Origin of the sequence: Lentzea tibetensis (assembly GCF_007845675.1) — a bacterium.
GTDB lineage: Bacteria > Actinomycetota > Actinomycetes > Mycobacteriales > Pseudonocardiaceae > Lentzea > Lentzea tibetensis.
Genome location: NZ_VOBR01000008.1, coordinates 48,807 through 68,958, shown reverse-complemented (window position 1 = coordinate 68,958; position 20,152 = coordinate 48,807). Strand labels below are relative to the sequence as shown.

Annotated in this window: 18 protein-coding genes; 16 read left to right on the top strand and 2 right to left on the bottom strand. The window is 70.1% G+C overall.

Features of this window, described 5'->3' with window-relative positions:
• The first annotated feature begins 465 nt into the window (after window positions 1-465).
• The 9 genes from ssd (at window position 466) to FKR81_RS14435 (ending at window position 6,693) form a co-directional block, all read left to right on the top strand.
• Entirely contained in the window at window positions 466-1,599 is a 1,134-nt protein-coding gene (gene ssd, locus FKR81_RS44985) for a septum site-determining protein Ssd (protein WP_146352130.1), read from the top strand.
• A 205-nt stretch (window positions 1,600-1,804) separates the two neighbouring features.
• The gene (locus FKR81_RS14470) at window positions 1,805-2,926 is read left to right on the top strand and encodes a TadA family conjugal transfer-associated ATPase (RefSeq protein ID WP_146352127.1); all 1,122 of its coding nucleotides are present in this window, start codon (window positions 1,805-1,807) and stop codon (window positions 2,924-2,926) included.
• Window positions 2,920-3,705, top strand: coding sequence for a type II secretion system F family protein (locus tag FKR81_RS14465; RefSeq protein WP_235921543.1), 786 nt, complete (start codon window positions 2,920-2,922; stop codon window positions 3,703-3,705). Before FKR81_RS14470 ends, FKR81_RS14465 begins: the two co-directional genes overlap by 7 nt.
• 540 nt (window positions 3,706-4,245) lie before the next feature.
• Window positions 4,246-4,458, top strand: coding sequence for a hypothetical protein (locus FKR81_RS14460; protein WP_146352125.1), 213 nt, complete (start codon window positions 4,246-4,248; stop codon window positions 4,456-4,458).
• A complete protein-coding gene (locus FKR81_RS14455) occupies window positions 4,455-4,985 on the top strand; it encodes a type II secretion system F family protein (RefSeq protein WP_146352123.1) in 531 nt (176 codons plus the stop codon). Before FKR81_RS14460 ends, FKR81_RS14455 begins: the two co-directional genes overlap by 4 nt.
• Window positions 4,986-4,996: 11 nt before the next feature.
• Entirely contained in the window at window positions 4,997-5,152 is a 156-nt protein-coding gene (locus FKR81_RS14450) for a DUF4244 domain-containing protein (RefSeq protein WP_146352121.1), read from the top strand.
• Window positions 5,149-5,469: a TadE family type IV pilus minor pilin gene (locus FKR81_RS14445; protein ID WP_146352119.1), complete on the top strand. Its 321-nt coding sequence runs from the start codon at window positions 5,149-5,151 to the stop codon at window positions 5,467-5,469. Before FKR81_RS14450 ends, FKR81_RS14445 begins: the two co-directional genes overlap by 4 nt.
• Entirely contained in the window at window positions 5,466-5,873 is a 408-nt protein-coding gene (locus FKR81_RS14440; protein WP_146352117.1) for an Rv3654c family TadE-like protein, read from the top strand. Before FKR81_RS14445 ends, FKR81_RS14440 begins: the two co-directional genes overlap by 4 nt.
• Window positions 5,874-6,069: 196 nt before the next feature.
• Complete coding sequence (locus tag FKR81_RS14435; RefSeq protein WP_146352115.1) at window positions 6,070-6,693, top strand: bifunctional DNA primase/polymerase; 624 nt, start codon at window positions 6,070-6,072, stop codon at window positions 6,691-6,693.
• A gap of 551 nt (window positions 6,694-7,244) precedes the next feature.
• On the opposite strand, the gene FKR81_RS14430 is transcribed toward FKR81_RS14435, so the two are convergent.
• A complete protein-coding gene (locus tag FKR81_RS14430) occupies window positions 7,245-9,539 on the bottom strand; it encodes a DEAD/DEAH box helicase (RefSeq protein WP_235921542.1) in 2,295 nt (764 codons plus the stop codon).
• Window positions 9,540-9,743: 204 nt separating this feature from the next.
• Between FKR81_RS14430 and FKR81_RS14425 the strand changes: the two genes are divergently transcribed.
• The 3 genes from FKR81_RS14425 (at window position 9,744) to FKR81_RS14415 (ending at window position 13,372) form a co-directional block, all read left to right on the top strand.
• Window positions 9,744-12,053, top strand: coding sequence for a sodium-translocating pyrophosphatase (locus FKR81_RS14425; RefSeq protein ID WP_146352113.1), 2,310 nt, complete (start codon window positions 9,744-9,746; stop codon window positions 12,051-12,053).
• 116 nt (window positions 12,054-12,169) lie between these two features.
• Entirely contained in the window at window positions 12,170-12,733 is a 564-nt protein-coding gene (locus FKR81_RS14420) for a hypothetical protein (protein WP_146352111.1), read from the top strand.
• A 60-nt stretch (window positions 12,734-12,793) separates the two neighbouring features.
• Window positions 12,794-13,372: a hypothetical protein gene (locus FKR81_RS14415; protein ID WP_146352109.1), complete on the top strand. Its 579-nt coding sequence runs from the start codon at window positions 12,794-12,796 to the stop codon at window positions 13,370-13,372.
• A 53-nt stretch (window positions 13,373-13,425) separates the two neighbouring features.
• On the opposite strand, the gene FKR81_RS14410 is transcribed toward FKR81_RS14415, so the two are convergent.
• Window positions 13,426-13,992 (bottom strand): hypothetical protein, encoded by a 567-nt coding sequence (locus tag FKR81_RS14410; protein WP_146352107.1) that lies wholly within the window; start codon window positions 13,990-13,992, stop codon window positions 13,426-13,428.
• Between the two features lie 150 nt (window positions 13,993-14,142).
• Here FKR81_RS14410 and FKR81_RS14405 point away from each other — a divergent pair, with 150 nt between their 5' ends.
• From FKR81_RS14405 to FKR81_RS14390, 4 genes are all read left to right on the top strand, one after another.
• The gene (locus tag FKR81_RS14405; RefSeq protein WP_146352105.1) at window positions 14,143-14,712 is read left to right on the top strand and encodes a hypothetical protein; all 570 of its coding nucleotides are present in this window, start codon (window positions 14,143-14,145) and stop codon (window positions 14,710-14,712) included.
• A gap of 124 nt (window positions 14,713-14,836) precedes the next feature.
• Window positions 14,837-17,599 carry a type I DNA topoisomerase gene (topA, locus tag FKR81_RS14400; protein ID WP_235921541.1) on the top strand — a complete coding sequence of 921 codons (2,763 nt, stop codon included), beginning with the start codon at window positions 14,837-14,839 and terminating at the stop codon, window positions 17,597-17,599.
• A 24-nt stretch (window positions 17,600-17,623) separates the two neighbouring features.
• Window positions 17,624-18,016, top strand: a complete 393-nt coding sequence (locus tag FKR81_RS14395; RefSeq protein ID WP_146352101.1) for a hypothetical protein — start codon at window positions 17,624-17,626, stop codon at window positions 18,014-18,016.
• Window positions 18,017-18,123: 107 nt separating this feature from the next.
• Window positions 18,124-20,121: a bifunctional MFS transporter/dTMP kinase gene (locus FKR81_RS14390; protein WP_146352099.1), complete on the top strand. Its 1,998-nt coding sequence runs from the start codon at window positions 18,124-18,126 to the stop codon at window positions 20,119-20,121.
• The last annotated feature ends 31 nt before the right edge of the window (window positions 20,122-20,152 follow it).

Sequence of the window (20,152 nt, the reverse complement as noted above, 5' to 3'; positions counted from 1 at the left end):
GAAATCGTGAAAGTTGTCCGCCGAGTGCGCGGCTGTCGGTGTCCGTTGGGCCATTCGGGCGTCAGTTCGCCACTGTACGAATCCGTTGCCGCACTTGGTTACCGAATCTTGGCGTGTCACTAGAACAGAAGGCGCGCACGACCCTGGCGCATGGGGATACAGTAGGAGGGTCCGGTTCGACGGACGGGTTCAGTCCGACCCCCCGGGACTGAACCATTGACGACCCCCGTCCCTCCCCCCTGGCGGGGGTCGTCCCATGTCCGGGGTCAGATCGCGGATCTCTTTCCGCACACCTGTGCTCGCCTTTCCGGCCTTCTGGAGCACAACCCCTCATCTTCTCGCACAGCTGTGACAATTCGTCGTCTCACGATGTCGAAGATCGCGACTTGTCCACAGCAGTCGATTTGTCCACATCTCGATCATCACCACGTTGTGTCCTTCATCACCACCCGCCACGGTCGACCCATGACCCCCACCGCCCTCCTGGCAGACACAACGCTCCTCGACGATCTGCTCCGCCTGATGGCGGCGGCCGACTGCGATCTCGTCCGCGTGCCGGACGTGTCCGCGCTCCGCCCGCTGTGGCACACCGCCCCGCTCGTGCTGCTCGACGCACACGGTGTGCGCGCCTGCCTCTCGGCGGAACTCCCGCGCCGCTCAGGCGTGTTCGTCGTGCACGGCGGCGATCCACCGTGGGACGAGTCCGTGCGCCTCGGCGTGGAACGGGTGCTCGAACTCCCCTTGGAGGACCGGGCACTGGTCACCGCTTTGACCGACGTGCGCGAAGGCCCGCCGGTCGAAACGGGCCGGGTGCTCGCCGTGCTCGGCGGTCGCGGCGGCGCGGGAGCCTCGGTGCTGGCCGCGTCGATAGCCAGAGCCGTGGCCGCGTCCGAGTCCGAAGGCCTGCTGGTCGACTGCGACCCGCTCGGCGGCGGCATCGATCTCACCCTGGGCGCGGAAGAGGCGTCCGGCGCCCGCTGGCCGGCCGTGCAGGTGAGCGGCGGCCGAATCCAGCTCTCCGCACTCCGGACAGCCCTGCCCGCAAGGGGAAAGCTCACCGTCCTCTCCTGCGACCGCGACGGTCCGGGCCCCGAACCGCAGGCCGTCGCAGCGGTGCTCGACGCGGGAAGGCGAGGTGGCTGCACCGTCGTGTGCGACCTGCCCCGCCACCCGACCCCTCCCGCCGACACCGCTCTGGGTCGCGCGGACCTCGCCGTGCTCGTGGTCCCGGCCGAGGTCCGCGCGACCCCCGCCCCCCAAAGCCGGGCCGCCCCCGGCCCCACCCGCCCCCGCGGGGGGCGGCGCTCTCCCGGGGGTCTGGGGGGCCCCCGCCCCGCCCCCCCCGCGACCGCAGCAGCCAAACGCGTGGCCGACCGCGTCCACACCCTCGCGGCGAACCTCCGCCTGGTGGTCCGCGGCCCGGCCCCAGGAGGCCTGCGCGCCGACCAGGTCGCCGAGGTCGTCGGCATCCCCCTGCTGACCCAGATGCGCCCGGAGCCGGGCCTGGCCGCGGCACTCGACCGCGGCGCCTTCCCCAACTCCAACCACGGCCCACTGGCCGCCGCGGCCCGCGCCATCCTGAAGGAGCTGAACGCATGACACCCTCATCGCCCAGCGCTCCGCACCACTCCACCGCCGCCGAACTCGATCCGCCGACACCTCGCGAGGCGTGCCAACTCCCCGCCGGCACGCACCGCGCGGCCGACTTCGCTGAACAAGGCATCGGCGCGCTGTGCGGTCCGCATGCCGTTGCGCGCCAACGTTTCCCCGGCACGGTGGCCGCCTTCCCGGTGGGGTGCGGCTCATGACCACGCCGTTGGTCGACCGGGTGCGGCAACGCCTCGCAGGCGACGGCTCGGAGATAACCCCGGCGGCAGTGGCCAAAGCGGTCCGCAGCGAGTCCGGCGGCGTGCTGGCGGACGCAGACGTGTTGGAGGCACTGCACATCCTCCGCCAGGAGTTCGTGGGCGCGGGCCCACTGGAACCACTGCTCCACAACCCGCACACCACGGACGTGCTCGTCACCGCGCCGGACCAGGTCTGGGTGGACGGCCGAAACGGCTTGCACCGCACCGCGATCACGTTCCCCGACGACGCCGCGGTCCGCCGCCTCGCCCAGCGCCTGGCGGTGTCGGCGGGCCGCCGCCTCGACGAAGCCTCGCCGTGCGTGGACGGCTGGCTCCCCGGCAGCGGAGTCCGCCTCCACGCGGTCCTCCCGCCGGTCGCGCCAGACGGCACGTGCCTGTCCCTGCGCGTGCTCCGCCCCGCCGTCCACAACCTCGACACCCTCCGCGCACTGGGCACGTTCGACAAGCCGACGGCCCACCTGCTGCGCCGGATCGTGCTGGCCCGCCTGGCTTTCCTCGTGGTCGGCGGCACAGGTTCGGGCAAGACGTCACTGCTGGGCGCGCTCCTCGGCTGCGTGCCACGCGAACAACGAATCGTGTGCGTGGAGGACGCCGGCGAGCTCAGGCCGGACCACCCGCAGTTCGTCCGCCTCGTCGCCCGCCCGCCGAACGTCGAGGGCGCGGGGGAGATCACGGTCCGCGAATTGGTGCGCCAAGCCCTGCGCATGCGCCCGGACCGCATCGTGGTCGGCGAGGTCAGGGGAGCCGAGGTGTGCGAACTGCTGTCCGCGCTGAACACCGGCCACGACGGCGGCGCGGGAACGCTCCACGCCAACTCGCCTGCCGAAGTACCCGCGAGGCTCGAAGCACTGGCAGCACTGGGCGGACTCGACCGGCAAGCGCTGCACAGCCAACTGGGCGCCGCGCTCCACCTGGTGCTGCACATGCGCCGCGCCCCGGACGGCACTCGCAAGCTCGCCGAGATCGGCGTGTTCGGACCGGACAACCGCGTGATCCCGGCGTGGCGCCCGGACGGCTGGCAGGAAGCCGGGCAGCAGCTCAAGGAACTGCTGTGCTGAGCGCGATCCTGGCTGCGGCCGCCCTCCTGGTCTGGCCGAACAGGGCACCTGTCGATCGCCTGCGCAAGAGGCCCCAGCGCGCCAACCTAGTTGTCCCACAAGTATTTCTGGTGCCACTGGCGGCGGCTACGGCATGGTGGCTGGCCGGAGTGGGCGCGTTGACAGCGGGAACACTCCTGACCCTGACCACCATCCGCGTGGCGAAAACCCGTGCGAAGCAACGAAACCGCCTGACTGCGACGGAGTCGCTGACCACCGGTCTGGCCGCCGTGGTGGACGAACTGCGAGCGGGAGCGCACGCGGCGGGAGCCGCCGAGTCCGCGGCACAGGACTGCCCAGAACCCGCCCGGCAGGTGTTCAAGGCGATAGCGGCCACCGCACGACTGGGCGGCGACGTGCACAACACCCTCACCGCGATGGCCGCCGACCACCCGCAACTGCACACCGCCCTGCCGCAACTGGCGAGAGCCTGGCACGTCTCCACCGACCTGGGCGTGCCGCTGGCCGAGGCACTAGATGCGGTGCGCGACGACCTGACCCAACGCACCGCGTTCGCCAAGCAGACCGACGCCAAGCTGGCCGGCCCGAGAGCCAGCGCAGCGGTGCTGGCCGCACTCCCGGTGTTCGGCCTCCTACTCGGCCAACTCAGCGGCGCCCACCCCCTGCACGTCCTCACCGCCACGACACCGGGCCAGGTGCTGCTGGTGCTGGGTGCCCTGCTCACCTGCACAGGCCTGCTCTGGACAACCCACATCACCAGCCAGGCAGTACTGCCATGACGCTCCTCTTACTGGCACTCACACTCCTGGTCGCGCCAACAAGGCCGCCCGCAATCACCAGACTCCCCAAGCGCGACCACGATCCACCTCGCGCGCAGGCCGAGTGCAACGCGCCGTTCCCGCGGGCGGCGACCTGGGACTTGCTGGCCGCGTGCCTGCGCGCGTGCCTGCTCTGGACGACTCGGATCAACAGTCAGGTGGTACTCCCATGACGACGTTCCGTCTGCTGGCACTCGCGCCCCTAGTTGCCCGCACGAGACCGTTCCTGATCACCAGACCCCGGAAGCGCGAGCAGGATCCGCCCCGAGCGCATGCGGAGTGCAGCGCATCGCCCCAACGGGCGGCGAACTGGGACCTGCTGTTGGCGCTCCTGGTTGCGCCGACGAGACCGCTCGCGGTCACCAGGCTCCGCAGGCGCGACCACGATCCACCCCGCACGCGAGCCGAGAGCGATGCGCCGTTCCAGCGGGCGGCGACCTGGGACTTGCTGGCCGCGTGCCTGCTCTGGACGACTCGGATCAACAGTCAGGTGGTGTTGTCATGACGTTCGTTCTGCTGGCGCTCGTGCTGCTGGTCGCGCCGACGAGACCTTCTGCGATCACCAGACTTCGGAAGCGCAACAACGATCTGCCCCGCGCGTGGGCGGAGTGCAGCGCGCCGTTCCAACAGGCGGTGAGCTGGGACCTGCTGGCCGTCTGTCCGCGCGCGAGCCTGTGGACGACTCGGATCACCACCCAGGCGGTGCTGTCATGACGTTCCTTCTGCTGGCGCTCGCACTCCTCATCGCGCCGACGAGACCGCTCGCTGTCACCAGGCTCCGCAGGCGCGACCACGATCCACCTCGCGCGCGAGCCGAGAGCAACGCGCCGTTCCAACGAGCGGCGAACTGGGACCTGCTGGCCGCCTGCCTGCGCGCGGGCCTCCCAGTTCCGACAGCGATCAGGGCGACGGGCGATCCGGCGCTGACCCGAGTCGCCGAGCTGCTCGCCCTCGGCGCCGACCCCGCGCAGGCGTGGGCGTCAGCGGCCGAGAACCCCGACACCGAACCGCTCGCGGTTGCCGCCCGCCGCACGGCCCGCTCCGGCACCGCGCTGGCCGGTGCCGTGACCGAGCTCGCCTGCCGGGTCCGGGCCGACGCTCGCGACGAGAGCGAGGCCCGCGCGCAGCGGGCGGCGGTGCTGGTGGCGGGGCCGCTCGCACTGTGTTTCCTGCCCGCGTTCGTGTGCGTCGGCGTGCTGCCGGTCGTGCTCGGGCTCGCGACCAAGTTCCTCGAACAGTAAGGACGAAGAAGATGCTGAAAGACGACAGTGGGATGTCGACGATCGAATACGCACTCGGCACGGTGGCGGCCGCGGCGCTCGCGGCCACCTTGTACGTCGTGCTGAGCAGCGACGCCGTGCAGGCCAAGATCGCGCAGCTCGTGCAGGGCGCGCTGTCGATCGGGTGAGCGACGACCGGGGTGCGGCCACCGTCGAGGCGGCCATCGCGGTGTGCGCGTTGCTCATGGTCCTGGCGGTGGCCGCGGCCGGTGTCGGCACGATGATCGGTCAGCTGCGCTGCACCGACGCCGCCCGCGAGGCCGCGAGGCTCGTCGCCCGCGGCGAACGGGACCAGGCGCTCGCGGCAGGCAAGCGGATCGCGCCGAACGCCGAGCTGACCGTCCACGACGAAGGCGGCGCGGTGCGCGTCGAGGTCCGCGGGCGGAGTCCGCTGCCCGGCGTCCGGGTCGGCGCGGAGGCGTTCGCCGTGCTGGAGCCGGGATGAACGACCGGGGTTCGGCCACGGTGAGCGGTATCGCGATGGTCGCCGTCCTGCTCGTCCTTGTTGGTGCCGGCATCCAGTTCGGGTCAGCGGTCATCACCCGGCACCGGGTGACAGGTGCGGCCGATCTGGCGGCGCTGGCCGGCGCAGTGCACCTGATCGACGGCGAACAGAGTGCCTGTGACCAGGCAAGACGAGTCGCAGAACGGAACCGTGCGCGGCTCGACGAGTGCCAGGTGAGCGGTTGGGACGTGCTCATCCGGGCGTCAGCCGATACGCCGTTCGGCCCGGTGAGCGCACGGTCGAAGGCAGGTCCGGCCGAAGATCAGGACGTTTGGGGCACGACGAGCGGTCGTCTGCCAACGGTGAGCGGACTCACATCGGGGTCCGGACATGCTGAACGGTGATCGAACCAAACGCCAACAGTTCAGTTGCCCGGTCAAGCGAAGGGCGTTCGCCGTCCCGTAGCTACCAGTTGTCGAGCGAGGGTTACTTCGCTTGCCCCTGGTGTCGTTAGTTGTAGTGGCGGCACCGACACGGTGTCCTACGAAAACCGACACGGTGTCCGAACAGGTGTCGAGCAGATCACGGAGGCGAACGAAGATGGAGTGGTCGGATAGTTGGCGCGGGGCCTTCCGCATCGAGCTGCGTGCAGAGGCCGTGAGCCTCGCGTGGCGCGGATGGCCTGTGCTGCCAGGCACCTATCCGACGGTCTCCGCCGCGGGCGAGACGATGTGGGCGGGCCGCGACGGCCTCGACGCGTCCGGTCCCGTCCCGGTGCACCACGACTGGCAGGAGCGGATCGGCACCCGTCCCGAGCAGGTCGCGACCTGGTGGGCCGGCCGTTCGTACAGCCTGCTGGTCGCCACCGGCCACAGCGTCGACGCGATCGAGGTCGGCACCGACCTCGGCCGCCGCGCCGCGGTCGCACTGCGCAACATGGGCATCCCGGTGCCGATCGCGGCGACGCCGTCCGGCCGCTGGATGTTCCTGGTGGCGTCGGGTGACGTCCTCAACACCGAGCTCAGCGCCCACGAAGACGTGCGCCACTACGCACAGGGCGAGTACATCCCGCTTCCCCCCACCCCGATGGCGCACGGCGTCGTGCACTGGCGAGTCAAGCCGCAGATCTGCGGCCGCGACCTGCCGGACGCGCGCGTCGTGCAGGACGCACTGGTCGAGGCGCTGCACACCGCGGTGAGCCCCGAGCTGGTCGCGACCGTCTGATGTAGACCCGGCCGTGCTGGGTGTCGCAGTGGACTCTCCCCGACAACCCCGAATGCGGTGCCCAGCACGGCCGCACCACCTGCCCAGTCCGGCAACCGTCGTCGTACCCCGCACTTCGACGACACAGCAGGACGGGCACCCGCCGAACACGGAACGGAAAGGACCGCCTCCCGCGCAACGACCCCAAGCCTCGGACGATAGCGATCTGGCCCAACAGCAGATCGCGGTCGGCGAAGCCGGATCCTCCCCCGGAAACACGTCGCACGGACAACGACGCCTCCCAATGTCCACGAGCGACGACCACGAGAATCCGCCGATGTCCCAGGCACAAGGTCCGATGAGCGGTAGCAGGCACCTCACCCGAGTGTTCGGCAGCGTGGAGTGCGCCAGGGGCGCGCGTCGGTCCTCCCGAGACCGACGCCCCCTGGCGCCCCACAGTACTCTTGGCCGCTGCTCCGCAGACGGCGGCGCGATCGCCCACAAGTCGACACACTGACGCGATCGCGCGCGGTGGTCGCGTCGCCTACCTAGCCGAAGGTGACTAGGTCGCGCTAGGTGATGGCCCTCAGCACCACGTCCAGGACCGCCGCTCCGCCAGCCTTGTCCAGCGGCTCGTTCCCGTTGCCGCACTTGGGAGACTGCACGCAAGAGGGGCATCCCAAAGGACAGGTGCAGGCGTTGATCGCCTCACGGGTAGCGGTCAACCACGGCACGATCGCCGCGAACCCGCGGTCAGCGAACCCGGCACCACCGGGATGCCCGTCGTGCACGAACACCGTCGCCTCACCGGTGTCCGGGTGGACGGCCGTCGACACGCCACCGATGTCCCACCGGTCGCACACGGCGAACAACGGCAGCAACCCGATCGCCGCGTGCTCGGCGGCGTGCAGAGCACCCGCGACCTGGCGGCCCTCGATGACGGCTGCCAGCAACGGGTCCGCGACGGTGTACCAAACCGCACGCGTGTGCAGCGTCTGCGAAGGCAGGTCGAGCGGGATCTGGTCGATCACCTGGCCGGACAGCAGCCGCCGCAGGTAGCCGACCACCTGCGTGGTCACCTCGACCTCACCCAGGCACACGGTGACGCCGCCGAACTCCTTGCGCTCCAGCACCCGCACGACCTTGATGTCGACGACGTCGCGAGGCTGAGTCGTCCACTCGGGTTCCTCGGCGTGCACCATGGCCAGCCCGTGTTCGAGGTCGAGCTCGTCGACCACGTACGACGACCCCTGGTGCAGGTACACCGCGCCGGGGTGCACCTGCCAGCACGCCGACCCCGGATCAACGGTCCCGAGCATCCGGCCGGAGTCCGCCTCGACGACGGCGACCTGGTCACCACCGGAGCCGCGGATGTCCACGCCGGAGTGCGGCAGGTCGTGCGATGCCCAGTACCAGCCGGCGGGTCGCTTGCGCAGCACCCGCTCCGCGACCAGTTCGTCTACGACGGCCTGCGCGACGGGACCGCCGAACGCCTCCAGGTCGGCAGGGGTCAGCGGTAGTTCGGACGCCGCGCACGCGAGCTGCGGGCCCAATACGTAGGGGTTCGTGGGGTCGAGAACGGTCGCCTCGACGGGCCGTTCCAGCACGGCGGCGGGGTGGTGCACGAGATAGGTGTCCAACGGGTCGTCGCGCGCGACGAACACCACGAGAGCGCTGTCACCTGCGCGGCCGGCCCGGCCGGCCTGCTGCCAGAACGACGCCAGCGTGCCGGGGAAACCGGCGACGACGACGGCGTCGAGGCCGACGATGTCGACGCCCAGCTCGAGCGCGTTGGTCGTCGCGACGCCCAGCAAGTCGCCTGAGGACAACGACTTCTCCAGCGCACGCCGTTCCTCGGGCAGGTAGCCCGACCGGTAGGCGGCGACCCGCGAGGCGAGATCAGTGTCCACTTCGGACAACACCCGGCGGGCGCCGATGGCCGTCAGCTCCGCGCCGCGCCGCGACCGCACGAACGCCAGCGACCGGGCACCCTCGACCACCAGGTCCGCCAGGATCCGCGCCGTCTCCGAGCCTGCCGACCGGCGCACCGGCGCACCGTGCTCGCCGGCGAGCGACGTCAGCGGCGGCTCCCACAGGGCGACCGTGCGCGAGGCGCGCGGCGAGCAGTCCTCGGTCACCGCCTCGACCGGGGCACCGAGCAGCCGCGACGCCGACGCGCCCGGATCGGACACCGTCGCCGACGCGAGCACGAAAACCGGGTCGGCACCGTACTTCCGCGCGACGCGCCGCAACCGCCGCAGCAGCAGGGCGACGTGCGACCCGAACACGCCGCGGTAGGCGTGGCACTCGTCGACCACCACGTAGGAGAGCCGCCGGAAGAACCGCAGCCACCTCGAGTGCCGGGGGAGGAAACCCCGGTGCAGCATGTCCGGGTTCGTGAACACCCAGTTGGCGTGCTCGCGCACCCAGTCCCGCTCGGCGAGCGGGGTGTCGCCGTCGAACGACGCCGCGCGCACGCCGGGAACGCCTAATGAGACGACGGACCGGAGTTGGTCCGCGCCAAGGGCTTTGGTCGGCGCCAGGTACAGGGCGGTCGCCCGAGGGTCACTCGAAAGCGTGCTCAACACCGGCAACTGGTAAGCGAGCGACTTGCCGGACGCGGTCCCGGTCGCCAGCACGACGTTCGACCCCGACCACGCCAGCGACGCCGCGGCCGCCTGGTGCTCCCACGGTGTGGAAACACCCGAAGAGACGAACGCCGACACCACCTGCTCAGGGGCCCACGACGGCCACGAAGCATGCGACGCGACCCGTTGGGGCAGGTCGCTGACGTGCGTCAGCGGCGACTCGCCAACGGGTACCCCGGCCAGCACGCGATCCAGCAGCCGCCGTCCCTGATCCACCACGTTGGCGAGCTTTGCACAGACCCCTGACAGTCCGGCTCGCCTTCCTGGGCGGATAACGGTGTGTGCACGGATCGGGACACTTCGTTGCCTCGTTGCAAGCAACCCCTAGACTCCCCCGGCATCGCATCCAATGAGGGATGCATCACGTCGCGCTCGGGCGGCTGGTCGCCTTGGCGCTGCACTGGCAACTCACCAGGAGGACGGATGTCCCGGCAATTCCTCGCGGAGGGCCTCGAGCTCTCCGGAGGTGATCGCGGCGTAGTGGTCGCGGTCGCCGTGGTCGCCCTGGCTGCTCTAGCCGTCGGGTACGTGCTGCTCAAGGAGGTTCTGGCCGCGGGCCAGGGAACCGCCAAGATGCAGGACATCTCCAAGGCGGTTCAGGAGGGCGCAGCGGCATACCTCAACCGGCAGTTCCGGACGCTCGGCGTTTTCGTCGTCGTCGTGTTCGTGCTGCTGTTCGCGCTACCGGCGGACGATCTCGCCGAGCGAATCGGAAGGTCGCTGTTCTTCATCGTCGGTGCCGCGTTCTCCGCGACGATCGGCTACCTGGGCATGTGGTTGTCCACGCGCGCCAACGTGCGTGTCGCCGCCGCGGCGAACGAGGGCGAGGGTGGTCGCGAGAAGGCCATGCGCATCGCGTTCCGCACCGGTGGTGTGGTCGGCATGACCACCGTCGGCCTCGGACTCTTCGGTGCCGCACTGGTGGTGCTGGTCTACGCGGGCCAGGCACCGAAGGTGCTGGAGGGCTTCGGTTTCGGCGCCGCGCTGCTCGCGATGTTCATGCGCGTCGGCGGCGGCATCTTCACCAAGGCCGCTGACGTCGGTGCCGACCTGGTCGGCAAGGTCGAGCAGGGCATCCCCGAGGACGACCCGCGCAACGCCGCCACGATCGCCGACAACGTCGGTGACAACGTGGGTGACTGCGCAGGCATGGCCGCGGACCTCTTCGAGTCCTACGCCGTGATGCTGGTGGCATCGCTGATCCTGGGCACCGCCGCGTTCGGCGCGCAGGGTCTGCTGTTCCCGCTGATCGTGCCCGCGATCGGCGTGCTGACGGCCGTCATCGGCGTCTACACGACCAGCGCGCGCACCGGTGAGGGTGGCCTGGTCGCGATCAACCGGTCGTTCTACATCTCGGCCGTGATCTCCGCGGTGCTCTGCACGATCGCCGCGTTCTCGTACCTGCCGAGCTCGTTCGGCGACCTCAGCGGCGTTTCCGACCAGATCAAGGCCACCAGCGGCAACCCGGCGCTCATCGCCGCTGTCGCCGTGATCATCGGCATCGTGCTCGCCGGCGTGATCCTCTGGCTCACCGGCTACTACACCGGCACCGAGCACAAGCCGGTCCAGGAGGTCGGCCGGACCTCGCTGACCGGTGCGGCGACGGTGATCCTGTCCGGTATCTCGGTCGGCTTCGAGTCCGCCGTCTACACGGCGCTGGTCATCGGTGCGGCCGTCTACGGCGCGTTCCTGCTGTCCGGTTCGGTCATCGTGTCGCTGTTCGCGATCGCGCTGGCCGGTTGCGGTCTGCTCACCACCGTCGGCGTCATCGTCGCGATGGACACCTTCGGCCCGGTCAGCGACAACGCGCAGGGCATCGCGGAGATGTCCGGCGACGTGCACGGCGAGGGCGCGAAGATCCTCACCGAGCTCGACGCGGTCGGCAACACCACCAAGGCCATCACCAAGGGCATCGCGATCGCGACGGCCGTGCTGGCCGCGACCGCGCTGTTCGGCTCCTACAGCGACGCGATCGGTCAGGCGCTGCAGAAGGCGGGCGACCTCACGCCTGAGCTGTCCTCGTTCTCGTTCATCGTGTTCAGCCCGAACGTGCTCGTCGGCATCGCCATCGGCGCGGCCGTCGTGTTCATGTTCTCCGGCCTCGCGGTCAACGCCGTGACCCGCGCCGCGGGCGCGATCGTGTTCGAGGTCCGCCGCCAGTTCCGGGAGAACCCCGGGATCATGGACTACTCGGTCAAGCCCGAGTACGGCAAGGTCGTCGACATCTGCACCAAGGACTCGCTGCGCGAGCTCGCGACGCCCGGCCTCCTGGCCGTGCTCGCCCCGGTCGCCGTCGGCTTCGGTCTCGGTGTCGGCCCACTGGCCGGCTACCTGGCCGGTGCCATCGCGACCGGCACGCTGATGGCCGTCTTCCTCGCCAACTCCGGTGGCGCGTGGGACAACGCGAAGAAGCTCGTCGAGGACGGCAACCACGGCGGCAAGGGTTCCGACCCGCACGCCGCGACCGTCATCGGTGACACCGTCGGTGACCCGTTCAAGGACACCGCCGGTCCGGCGATCAACCCGCTCATCAAGGTGATGAACCTGGTGTCGGTGCTGATCGCGCCCGCCATCGTGGCGTTCTCGGTCGGTTCCAGCGCGTCCGACGCGCTGCGCTACACGATCGCGGCCGCCGCGGCGCTCATCATCGTCGGCGCGGTCGTCGTCTCGAAGCGTCGTGGCACCGCCATCGCGGACACCCCCGCGGAGTCGGTGAGCAACGGCGCCGCGTAGTCGCCTGAACACCGTGAAGGGACCTTTCCGCGCCGACAGCGCGCGGAAAGGTCCCTTCATCGCATCTCGGGTTAGGGTCGATGCTGTCCGCATCGTCCCGACTCAGGGAGTTCGACATGAGGCTCCGCCTCCTGATCACCGCTGTCGCCGCAGTGGCGCTCGCCGGGTGCGGTTCGGGGAACAGCGGCAACGGTTCCCCCACGAGCGCGGCGTCCAACGACGCCGCCGTGCAGTACATGGACAAGGTCTGCGGTGCCGCGTCCGAGTTCGCCAAGCTGGAGAAGACCGCTCCCAAGCTGGACAGCGGCGACCCGGCGAAGCTGAAGGCCGACATGGCCGCCTACATCGGCCAGCTCGCGGAAGCGTTCACCAAGTCCGCCGACGAGCTGCGCAAGGTCGGGACCTCGCCCATTGCCGGCGGTGAGGAAGCCGTCAACAAGATGGCCGACACGTTCACCACGCTCGGCACCACGTTCGCCGAGGCCAAGGGCAAGATCGACCAGGCGGACGCCAACGACCCCACCGGTGGTCTCCAGGCGGCCGGTGAGGCGATCGCGAAGCTCAGCCAGCTCGCCGACCCGCTTAAGGACCTCCAGGCCGTCCCCGAGCTCGAGAAGGCCGCGCTGACCGCTCCGAAGTGTCAGGAAATGCGCGATTTGGGCGTCGCTCCCACGACCTGACGGAGCAGTGCTGTAACTTCCGCCCGGTCCTTCAGCCCCAACCCCTGTGGGGAGTAGCACATGAAGAACCGCCTCAAGACCGCTGCGGTGCTGGCCGCGGTAGCACTCGCCGTGACCGCGTGCAGCGGTGGCGGCAGCACCGGCTCGGGCAAGGACGACGAGGTCGTCGCCTGGGTCGACAAGGTGTGCGGTGCCAGCCTGGACGCGGTGAAGTCGCTCTCGACCGAACCGAACCTCGACATGTCCGACCCGGCGAAGCTGAAGACCGGCTTCTCCGAGTGGCTTGGCAGCGGCTCGGCCTCGGTCGACAAGTCGATCAAGGACCTCGAAGCCCTCAAGAAGGGCCCGCACGCCGACTCCGAGAAGCTCGTCACCGCGGGCACCGAGGTCTTCGGCAAGCTCAAGACCGCGCTCGACGACGCGAAGAAGACCATCGACGCGGCCGACCCGAACGACCCGGCCGCGATCGCCGACGCCTTCTCGAAGGTCGGCACCCAGATGAGTGACTTCGCGAAGGTCGCGACCGAGTTCCAGGACACCTTCGTCCAGTCGAACCTGGCCGAAGCGGAGAAGAAGGCCAAGAACTGCCAGGAGCTCCAGGGCGGCGCCGGTTCGTCGTCCTCGGCGCCCACCTCGTAAGACCCGAACGTGGAAACGGCCCGCCGAGTGATCGGCGGGCCGTTCTCATGCGGTCAGAGCTTGCCGGGGCACGCGCTGTCGCCCTGGACGACGACCTGGATCACCTTGCTGCCCTCGACCACGAACAGGTAGTCCTCGGTCGACAACCCCGCCCGGAAGTCCTTCGCGTCCGGGTAGGCGGCCCGCACCTCGGCGTCGGTCGAGCCCTGCCCGATGTCCTGCGGCGTGCGCACGCCGTTCGGCGCGGTGAGGCTGTAGATGCCCTCGGTGCCCTGCCCGATCCGCACCCGGCCGCTCTTGTCGGAGCCCGTCTCGTAGATCTTGCAGCCGCTGTCGTCGGACACCAGCGCGCCGAGCTGGCCGGTCGCCTTCGCCGCGGCCTCGTCCATGCCGATCTTGAACGGACCGAAGCCGGACGGCCGCATCGTCACGTCGCCGGGCGCGTCGGGAGCGTTCGGCTTCTCGCTCTCGGTGGGCGCCGCGCTGCTGGCCGGCGTCGACGCGGAGGTGGGCGTGCTGGTCGCGCTCGGCGGAGTGGTGTTTCCACCGCCACACGCGGTCAGTGCGAGCACGCCGGCCACGGCCGCAGCGGTCATGAGAACAGCGCGGTTGAGCTTCATTTCCAGATCCCCCAGATCAAGTTCCCCCAGGTCGCCGTCATGGCGACATGACAGAAGACGCCGGATGGAGCAACGCGTTGTGCCTGCTCGGTAACGGTTGAATCACGGCGCCACTGGTTCTCGTCGAACGTCTGTTCTACCCTGTGCGCCGTGGGGCAGCTGTCCTTCTTCTCCGCCGAGGCGCGCACACCAGGGGTGGCCGACCTCGCCGGGCTGCTGTGCGGGCCCGGCCAGGCGCTGAGCTTCGCACGGGGTACCGCGGCGCGAATCTCCGTGCGACTGCGCGACGACTGGCGCGCCGTCCCGCTGCGCTCCGCGTGCGCCGAACGGGGCGTGACCTCGGAAGTCTTCTCCTCAGATGAGGGGGAGCGGCACGTGCGCACGCCGTTCCGCACGGACCTCACCGGGCTCGCCGCGCGGTGGCTCGACGGCACCGCGAAGACCGTTCCGCCCTGCTTCGAACTGGATGGTGCGATGCTGCGCGTGTGGGCGCTCGCGTCCGGCCACTGGGTGGAGTCGGCCTACCTCCTCGGCCTCGACCCGGACGCACCCGCGACACACGAACCGTTGAGAAATGCGCTGCTGCGGTCCGGCCTTCCGTGCACCCTGGTGAACGCGCCCGCGTTGCGGGTGACCGGGCGGCGGCGCCTCGCACGGCTCGCTGAGCTGGTCGGAAGCCCTCCGAGCGGGGTGGCCGAGCGCACCTGGCCGGCAGCCTAGGCGGGCTTTCAGGCAAGGTTGTGTCACTCTGTCTCGTCGAAGGTGCGCCGCGGACAGGGCACACTGGCAGGTCTGGGCAGCACCGGCGGGCCTGGGACACGGGTTGGAAAGAGAGCGGGACAGCGTGGCTGGAACGACACGGACGAGAAAGAGCACCGAGGGAACGGGCGGCAATCGACGGCTCGTGATCGTCGAGTCACCCACGAAGGCGAAGAAGATCGCCTCCTACCTCGGCGCTGACTTCGTCGTGGAGTCCTCCAGGGGACACATCCGGGACCTGCCACGCGGCGCGGCCGACGTGCCGGCCAAGTACAAGGGGCAGGCGTGGGCCCGCCTCGGTGTCGACGTCGACCACGACTTCGAGCCGCTCTACGTCGTCAGCGCGGACAAGAAGACGACGGTCACCGAGCTCAAGGAAGCCCTGAAGGACGTCGACGAGCTCTACCTCGCGACAGACGGTGACCGCGAGGGTGAGGCCATCGCCTGGCACCTCCTCGAGACCCTGAAGCCCAAGATCCCGGTGCGCCGGATGGTGTTCCACGAGATCACCGAGTCCGCGATCCAGGCCGCCGCCGCCAACCCCCGCGACCTCGACCAGGACCTGGTCGACGCGCAGGAGACCCGCCGCATCCTCGACCGCCTCTACGGCTACGAGGTCAGCCCCGTGCTGTGGAAGAAGGTCATGCCGAAGCTCTCGGCTGGCCGCGTGCAGTCGGTGGCGACCAGGCTCGTCGTCGAGCGCGAACGCGAGCGGATGAAGTTCGTCTCCGCCTCGTACTGGGACCTCTCCGCGACCATGGACGCGGGCGCCGACGCGACGCCGCGCCAGTTCGGCGCCAGGCTCGTCGCCGTCGACGGCACCCGCCTCGCGACCGGCCGCGACTTCGGCTCGGACGGCCGCCTCAAGGCGAGCTCCGAGGTCACCGTGCTGGACGAGGCGCAGGCCCGCGCGCTCGCCGCCGGACTCGACAGCGCACACCTCAAGGTCTCCTCGGTCGAGGAGAAGCCGTACACGCGCAAGCCGTACGCGCCGTTCATGACCTCGACGCTCCAGCAGGAAGCCGGCCGCAAGCTGCGCTTCTCCGCGGACCGCACGATGCGCACGGCGCAGAAGCTGTACGAGAACGGCTACATCACCTACATGCGTACCGACAGCACCACGCTGTCGGAGACGGCGATCACGGCCGCGCGGGCGCAGGCGACGCAGCTCTACGGCGCCCAGTACGTGCCGAAGGAGCCGCGCCAGTACACGCGCAAGGTCAAGAACGCGCAGGAGGCCCACGAGGCGATCAGGCCGGCCGGAGAGGTGTTCCGCACCCCCGGCCAGGTCGCGAGCGAGCTCGACTCGGACGAGTTCAAGCTCTACGAGATGATCTGGCAGCGCACGATCGCGTCCCAGATGACCGACGCGCGGGGCAACACGACCAGCGTCCGCATCTCGGGTGCCGCGACCACCGGCCAGGAGTGCACGTTCGCCGCGTCCGGCCGCACGATCACGTTCCCCGGCTTCCTCAAGGCCTACGTCGAGACCGTCGACGCCGAGGCCGGCGGCGAGTCGGACGACGCCGAGTCGCGCCTGCCGCAGCTGGTCAAGGACCAGGCGATCACGGTGGCCGAGCTGTCCGCCGACGGCCACTCGACGTCCCCGCCCTCGCGCTTCACCGAGCCGAGCCTGATCAAGATGATGGAAGAGCTGGGCATCGGCCGTCCGTCGACCTACTCCTCGATCATCAGCACCATCCAGGACCGCGGCTACGTGTGGAAGAAGGGCGCCGCGCTGGTGCCCTCCTGGGTCGCGTTCGCCGTGGTCGGCCTGATGGAGAACCACTTCGGCCGCCTCGTCGACTACGACTTCACCGCGGCGCTCGAGGACGAGCTGGACGGCATCGCCGCCGGTCGTCAGCAGCGCACGACGTGGCTGAACGGCTTCTACTTCGGCGGTTCCGTCGGCCCGGACGGGTCGGTCGGCCGCTCCGGTGGCCTCAAGAAGCTCGTCGGCTCCAGCGTCGAGGAGATCGACCCGCGCGAGGTCAACTCCATCCCCCTGTTCAGCGACGCCGAAGGTCGCACCGTCGTCGTCCGGGTCGGCCGCTACGGGCCGTACCTGGAGCGCGAGATCAACGACGCGGAGGGCAACCCCACCGCGCAGCGCGCGAACCTGCCGGACGACCTGCCGCCGGACGAGCTGAGCGCGGAGATCGCCGAGAACCTCTTCTCGACGCCGCAGGAAGGCCGTTCGCTCGGCACGGACCCGGTGTCCGGCCACGAGATCGTCGCCAAGGAAGGCCGCTTCGGTCCGTACGTCACCGAGGTGCTGCCCGAGGCCGACAACGGCAACAAGAAGGCGCCGAAGCCGCGCACCGGCTCGCTGTTCAAGTCGATGACGCTGGACACGGTGACGCTGGACGACGCGATGCTGCTGCTGTCGCTGCCGCGCGTCGTCGGCAAGGACCCGGAGACGGGTGCCGAGATCACCGCGCAGAACGGCAGGTACGGGCCGTACCTGAAGAAGGGCACGGACTCGCGGTCGCTGACCGACGAGTCGCAGATCTTCACGGTGACCCTCGACGAGGCGCTGAAGATCTACGCCGAGCCGAAGAAGCGCGGCCGTTCCGCCACCGCGGCGCCGCCGCTGCGCGAGATGGGCAACGACCCGGTGTCCGGCAAGCCGATGGTCATCAAGGACGGCCGCTTCGGGCCGTACGTGACCGACGGCGAGGCGAACGCGTCACTGCGCAAGACCGACAGCGTCGAGACGATCACCGACGAGCGCGCCGCCGAGCTGCTCGCCGAGAAGCGGGCCAAGGGGCCGGTCAAGAAGAAGGCGCCTGCCAAGAAGGCTCCGGCGAAGAAGGCACCGGCCAAGAAGGCCGCCAGCAAGAGCTGACGTTCGTAGTTGCCGGAGGTGGCGGTGTTCGGACTCGATGGAACCCAAGCTCCGCCACCGCTCCGGGTGTACCCGGACCCGCTCGCGGGCCTGGTAGCCGCCGAGAAGTACCTGGCCCGTCCGGTGCTGCCGCTGGCCAAGCCACCGGCTCCACCGGAGCCCTCCGAGGAGGCACGGCGGGCGATCGCCGCGCAGATGGCGCGGGAACAGCAGGCCAGGCGGCCGCAGCAACGGCGGCAGCCGCAACAGCCTCGGCCACCGGCGCAGATACCGCGGCCACCGGCTGAGTTGCCTGTTCAGCAGGCACAACAGGCGGTCGCGAGAACGTCGGACACGACCAACGCGCTGCTCGGCTGCGGCTGCGCACTCATGATCGTCGTGGCGGTCGTAGTGATCGTTGTGGCTTTGTTCGGCTGAGTCGGCCGAAATCTGTCAGGCCCTCCGGTTACGCTGATCCGAGGGCAGATTCAACAAGGGGTGAAGTCATTCAGGATGCGGACACAGGTGCGGACGAGGCTGGCCGGATGAGGCCTGCCGAGTCCGGTGTGTCCATGAGCCACCGGCTGCGCAGCGTCCTGGCGATCCGGCCGTTCCGCCGGTTGTGGCTGGTCACCTACCTCTGCAGCGTCGGCGACTGGCTGTCGCTGCTCGCGCTCACCGGCCTGGTGTCGGAGCTGACGAACAGCTACCAGTGGCAGAGCTTCGCGCTCAGCCTGGTCGTGCTGACGCAGCTGCTGCCCGGCATCCTCTTCGCGCCGCTCGGCGGTGTGTTCGCAGACCGGTTCGACCGGCGCAAGGTGATGGTCGTCTGCGACATCGCGCGCGGCTCGCTGTTCTTCTCGATCGCGCTGATCGGCACCACGTGGTGGCTGTTCGTCGCGAACTTCCTGGTCGGCTGCTGCGCGATGCTGTGGATTCCGGCCAAGGAGTCCGCGGTGCCGAACCTGCTGCGCCGCCCGGACCAGGTGGAGTCGGCGAACCAGCTCGGTCTCGTCATGACCTACGGCATCTCGACGATCAGCGGCTTCGGCCTGTACTCGCTGATCGCGGGCATCCCCGGCTACCTGAACCTGCAGGGCGGCAACCTCGAGTTCCGCATCGCCACCATCGCCGTGATGATCAACGGCCTGCTGTACTTCACGTCCGCGGTCCTGGTCGCGACCAGGCTGCCGGAGCTCTCCGGCCGCGCCGCGTCGACGCCCAAGAAGCAGCAGGACGCGCCGGGGTTCTGGGAGATGCTGCGCGACGGCCTGCGCTTCGCCGCCGCGACGCCGCTCGTCCGCGGCCTGGTGATCGGCATGATCGGCGCGTTCGCCGCGGCCGGCGTGGTCATCAGCACCGCCAAGCTCTACGCCGAGTCGCTGCTCGGTGGCGCGTCGACGTTCGGCCTGCTGTTCGTGGCCGTGTTCGTCGGACTCGCGCTCGGCATGGCAGGCGCACCCAGGTTCGCCCGCCGCCTGTCGTACAACCGGCTGTTCGGCGTGACGATCGTGCTGGCCGGCGTGACGCTGGGGCTGGTCGCGTTCGCGCCGCACCTGTGGGTCGCGCTGCTCACCGTCGCCCTGGTCGGCGCGTGTGCCGGTGTCGCGTTCCTGACCGGCCTGACGATCGTGGGTTCGCAGGTCGAGGACGCCATGCGCGGCCGGACCGTCGCCCTGATCCAGTCTTTGCTGAAGATCGTGCTGTTCGGTGCCTCCGCTGGTGCGCCACTGCTGGTGTCGGTGATCCAGCGGCGGCAGATCAGCGTGTTCGGTCACCCGATGGAGGTCGACGCGACCCGCCCGGTGATGCTCGGCGGCGCCGTCATCGCCATCGCACTCGGACTCGTCGCCTATCGGCAGATGGACGACCGGCGCGACGAACGCGTGCTGTCGTCGCTGTTCGCGGCCATCCGCGGCCGGTCGGTGCGCACCGAGGGCATGCTGATCGCCGTCGAGGGCGACACCCGCGAGGACACGTCCGTGCAGGCCCGCCGCCTGGCCGCCGCTCTGCGCGCCGACGGGCTGGACGTCCTGCTGGCCGCTGATCCCGAGCTGGACGAGCGCAGGCTGCGCAACGTCCTGTCGTCGGCCGAGCTGGCCGGTGTGCGGGCGCAGGCCCTGGTCGCCGCTGCCGTGCGCGCCGACGTCGTGGAGCGGCAGGTGCGTCCGGCGCTGGACGCCGGATCGCTGGTCGTGATGGAGCGGTACGTCGACAGCCCGATGGCGCACTTCTCCGCCGCGGGCTCGCTGGAGCACACCGAGCTGGAGGGCCTGGTCGACTGGGCGACCGGTCGCCTGCGCCCCGACCTGACCGTTCTGCTGGACCGCCCGCCGGACTCGACGGTGTCCGACGACCGCTCGTTCAGCAACGTCGAACACCACTGGCGCGTGCAGCGCCTGCTGTCCGAGATGGCGGCCGCAGACCCGGACCGCTACGTCGTGGTGGACGCCGACGCCGACCCGGACGAGGTCGCGTCCCGTATCCACGCCGCGGTCTTCCCGCTCGTCGCAAGCCGGAACCGTCCCCACGCCACCGTCTGATCGTGTCCTCCCGTGTCCTCGGCGACAGGGC

Coding starts and splice junctions, on each gene's coding strand:
- ssd (WP_146352130.1), top strand. CDS start 466: ATGACCCCCACCGCCCTCCTGGCAGACACAACGCTCCTCGACGATCTG.
- FKR81_RS14470 (WP_146352127.1), top strand. CDS start 1,805: ATGACCACGCCGTTGGTCGACCGGGTGCGGCAACGCCTCGCAGGCGAC.
- FKR81_RS14460 (WP_146352125.1), top strand. CDS start 4,246: ATGACGTTCGTTCTGCTGGCGCTCGTGCTGCTGGTCGCGCCGACGAGA.
- FKR81_RS14455 (WP_146352123.1), top strand. CDS start 4,455: ATGACGTTCCTTCTGCTGGCGCTCGCACTCCTCATCGCGCCGACGAGA.
- FKR81_RS14450 (WP_146352121.1), top strand. CDS start 4,997: ATGCTGAAAGACGACAGTGGGATGTCGACGATCGAATACGCACTCGGC.
- FKR81_RS14440 (WP_146352117.1), top strand. CDS start 5,466: ATGAACGACCGGGGTTCGGCCACGGTGAGCGGTATCGCGATGGTCGCC.
- FKR81_RS14435 (WP_146352115.1), top strand. CDS start 6,070: ATGGAGTGGTCGGATAGTTGGCGCGGGGCCTTCCGCATCGAGCTGCGT.
- FKR81_RS14425 (WP_146352113.1), top strand. CDS start 9,744: ATGTCCCGGCAATTCCTCGCGGAGGGCCTCGAGCTCTCCGGAGGTGAT.
- FKR81_RS14420 (WP_146352111.1), top strand. CDS start 12,170: ATGAGGCTCCGCCTCCTGATCACCGCTGTCGCCGCAGTGGCGCTCGCC.
- FKR81_RS14415 (WP_146352109.1), top strand. CDS start 12,794: ATGAAGAACCGCCTCAAGACCGCTGCGGTGCTGGCCGCGGTAGCACTC.
- FKR81_RS14410 (WP_146352107.1), bottom strand. CDS start 13,992: ATGAAGCTCAACCGCGCTGTTCTCATGACCGCTGCGGCCGTGGCCGGC.
- FKR81_RS14390 (WP_146352099.1), top strand. CDS start 18,124: ATGAGGCCTGCCGAGTCCGGTGTGTCCATGAGCCACCGGCTGCGCAGC.